2 protein-coding genes and 1 pseudogene are annotated in these 3,076 nt (G+C 47.9%); all 3 read right to left on the bottom strand.

Features of this window, described 5'->3' with window-relative positions; genetic code table 11:
* Positions 1–217 precede the first annotated feature (217 nt).
* Complete coding sequence (locus BGK49_RS11395; protein ID WP_001277359.1) at positions 218–514, bottom strand: host-nuclease inhibitor Gam family protein; 297 nt, start codon at positions 512–514, stop codon at positions 218–220.
* Positions 492–2,432: a RecE family exodeoxyribonuclease gene (locus tag BGK49_RS11390; RefSeq protein ID WP_005029490.1), complete on the bottom strand. Its 1,941-nt coding sequence runs from the start codon at positions 2,430–2,432 to the stop codon at positions 492–494. Before BGK49_RS11390 ends, BGK49_RS11395 begins: the two co-directional genes overlap by 23 nt.
* A 99-nt stretch (positions 2,433–2,531) precedes the next feature.
* Positions 2,532–2,807 (bottom strand): annotated as a pseudogene (locus tag BGK49_RS11385) (hypothetical protein).
* Between the last annotated feature and the right edge of the window lie 269 nt (positions 2,808–3,076).

Here is a 3,076-nt window from a genome sequence, read left to right as displayed (position 1 = left end):
CTGGCCGATAAACCGGGTCGGCGAACTGCTCCCCTGGCGCGTAGCACTGCCGACTGAATAACACATCCCCGTCAATACGGTTCTTGCTGCACGCTTACGCTCCTTCTGATGCCATTCTATTTCAGGAAGGAGTGTCTGTTAAACTCAGGCTACCTCATAATTCCTGCTTTTAGATAGGCCTGTGTGTTTATTGCTCGTTGAAAAAGCGCCATAGATTTTAGTCCTCCAAATCAATATCAACCTGGTGGTGGGCAATGGTTTCAGCCATGTACCGGATGTGTTCTGCCATGCGCTCCTGAAACTCAACATCATCATCAAATGCGTGGCTGATTGCCTGTTTATTGGCACCGTGGCGTTGCAAATGGTCGATGCAGAGCGATTCAAACAGGTGCTGAGGCAGACCTTTTTCCAGGTCGTCCGCCAGTTCCGTTTCTTTTTCTTCACGAACGATCTGCTGGTAGTGACGAGCCCATGCCATTTCTTCAATACGATCAAAAATCGGGTAAGCGCTCATCACTGGTCACTCCAAAATTTTCAAGCTTGTTGGCAATCATCATTGCGATGCCAGGGATTGCAGGCGCATAGGCTATGCACGCAGGATTCGCACATAAACCGTAAACCGCCGCAATCAACACCTGTTTTTTCCAGTTGAGTTCATCTTCGCCAGTTTCATTATTGCTATCATTATGCTGATCGCTGCCAGCGTTCTCCGGCAACAAATCATCAGCTTTTTCCGTTTTCTTCGGCTCTTCTTCCTGTGCTTCATCTGGTTTTTTTTCGTCAAAAGTTTCCTGATAAGTTGCGTCTCCCATCACCGCGCCACAGTCAGGGCAGTTATCCTCGCCAGTCTGATTGCAGGGTGTTCCCTCCTCCGGTTCGCTGTTCTGGTGCTGTTTATCTTCAGTCTGTCGCACTTCATTTTCCGTTTTTTTGACTTCATTTGAGGAGATATGATGACCGGGAATCCATTTCGAATCATTCGGGTCGCTAATCCCTTCAACAAATTCTCCGCGAGAGGCAGCCAGTAATTTGTCTGCATCGACAGGATTTTTGGGCGGAATGTTTTTCCGGGCTTCATGGAGTTCTGTCCGCAGTTTCTGATATTTCGCATCAACAGCATTTACCTGTGACTGAGCATCCAGCGGCTGCGTGTCCTGATGATGTTCAGTTGCATCCGGTTCCACTGTTTCAGCCGTTGCCTGTTCATCTGCCATTGCGCAAGATGGTTGCGGTTTTTCTTCATCATCCTGTTTTCCTTCTTCTGTTACACGTTGCGGCATCGGGGCAGAGGAGCGACCGCAGGCAATATCCACGATTTCCGGATCAGGGTTGGCATGATCGGTTTCAGTCAGTACCTTGTTCAGATATTCAGTGACGTGCGCGGGGATGACCTCGATACCAATCGGTGCTTCTTTCACTGACGCAACCACGATGGCGCGGGAATAATCCATCCCGCCAGGCATGGTGATGAATTTGTCGCGGAAAACAGAAAAGGGTGGTTTATTTTCAGCGATAATTTCCTCAATGCGTTTAGCGTGTGCCGGATGAAGGTTATAAATATCCACGTCCATTGAACGGGCCAGTACGCCAGTGGCTACGTCGCGCGCCAGCGACGTCAGATCGTGGACGAAACCTTCGCCGCGATCGGTGAGGTTCCCGCCGCCAGCATTCGCACCGGAAGCCGTGCGCGTGATGCGTGAAACACGATTTCCTTTCATCCACTCTTTTGTCAGCAGACCGCGATCGGTGTAGTTGGCATCCAGATATGCTTCGAAAAAAGCAGTCATCAGTCCCAGATTTGAATTGCCAGGATTAGGGAAAACTTTGTCAGTATCACGCACGAGTTTGTGGAGATCGCGAATTTCCAGCGGGTCGAGCAGGCTGGTTTTATGCGAAACAGCCAGGGCAGTAACAGCTGGTAGTTCCTCAGCCCGTGCAATGTGTAATGCCTGGAGTTCGTCGCGTGAAACGTGCGTTACCGGTTTTTCGCTGCCGTGTTGAGCAAGCCAGCGAATGGGCAGCTCCTGACCAGAAATCGGGAGTAGCATATTCTCCTCAATCTCCGTCATGTCTTCGCCATTAACATTGGTATTGTCAGTGCTGGCTGGTTTGTCCTGCGCAGAGGGTGAGGGCGCGATAAATACCATTGTGATGCCATCTTCCCCGCCTTTTTCGTAACGGTTGCAGAATTCCGTATCAAACACGCCTTCTGGTGGGAGGTCATCAACAACGGGCAAATTGACGCGAACAGGTTTTTTGAAGTCATCTTCATCGTATCCAGCATCGTCAATCGCAACAGCACCACGGGAGATGGCAATGGATAATTTTTTCGCTTCAGCCCAGTAAAAACCGCCTTTAATACCGAGACGTTTTCTTACTTTGTCATTTTTTGCTTCGTAATACAGTGGGTAAACTTGTTTATCGGTGTTCATTGTTTTTTAACCTCAACTCAGATTAAAATTACTGCGAGTGATGAATAAATGTCCCAGGTTCTTCACTCAGGCCTGCACAGTGTGCAGGCTTTCTTTTTTTCAGATTTCACCTTTTAATTTCATTGCAATCAGAGTTGCCAGAAATTCGGTTTTTTTTTTCTGCGGGCAGATTCTTTCCTATGTGCACCAGACACATTTTTTTACACCATCGTTAAGTGTTTTAACGTTGCCTGATGGACCGTCGATATCAACCACAGTGAATGGGGTTTCTTTATTTTCTGTCTTAATCACGTAGCCAATACGCTTTCCTTCCAGATTAACCTCGTGAACAATGTCATCAGTAGTTACAACAGTGGCTTCATAACTGGTAATCATGTTTTTCTCCTTAATTAAGGTTGAGCGAACCCCTGCCATTGCTGGCATATAAGAATGAAACCGGATATTTATTACGGAACTGTTTTAAAGACCTGCCGGGATTTCGTTATTATCATGGTGAATAACTTTATCGACCGGATAACAGTAAGGCAGTATGACTTTCCGTGAGACAGATGCTGGCCAACGTGGGATATTTAACGCGGGTTAACATCGTTGTCAGAGCCGCATGGGTGAGCTGTTGCTACACCCCGGTATTTCCACCACGGAGG

Origin of the sequence: Shigella sp. FC1544 (genome assembly GCF_001722145.1) — a bacterium.
GTDB classification, from domain to species: domain Bacteria; phylum Pseudomonadota; class Gammaproteobacteria; order Enterobacterales; family Enterobacteriaceae; genus Escherichia; species Escherichia coli.
This window is presented reverse-complemented; position numbering and strand designations above follow the sequence as displayed.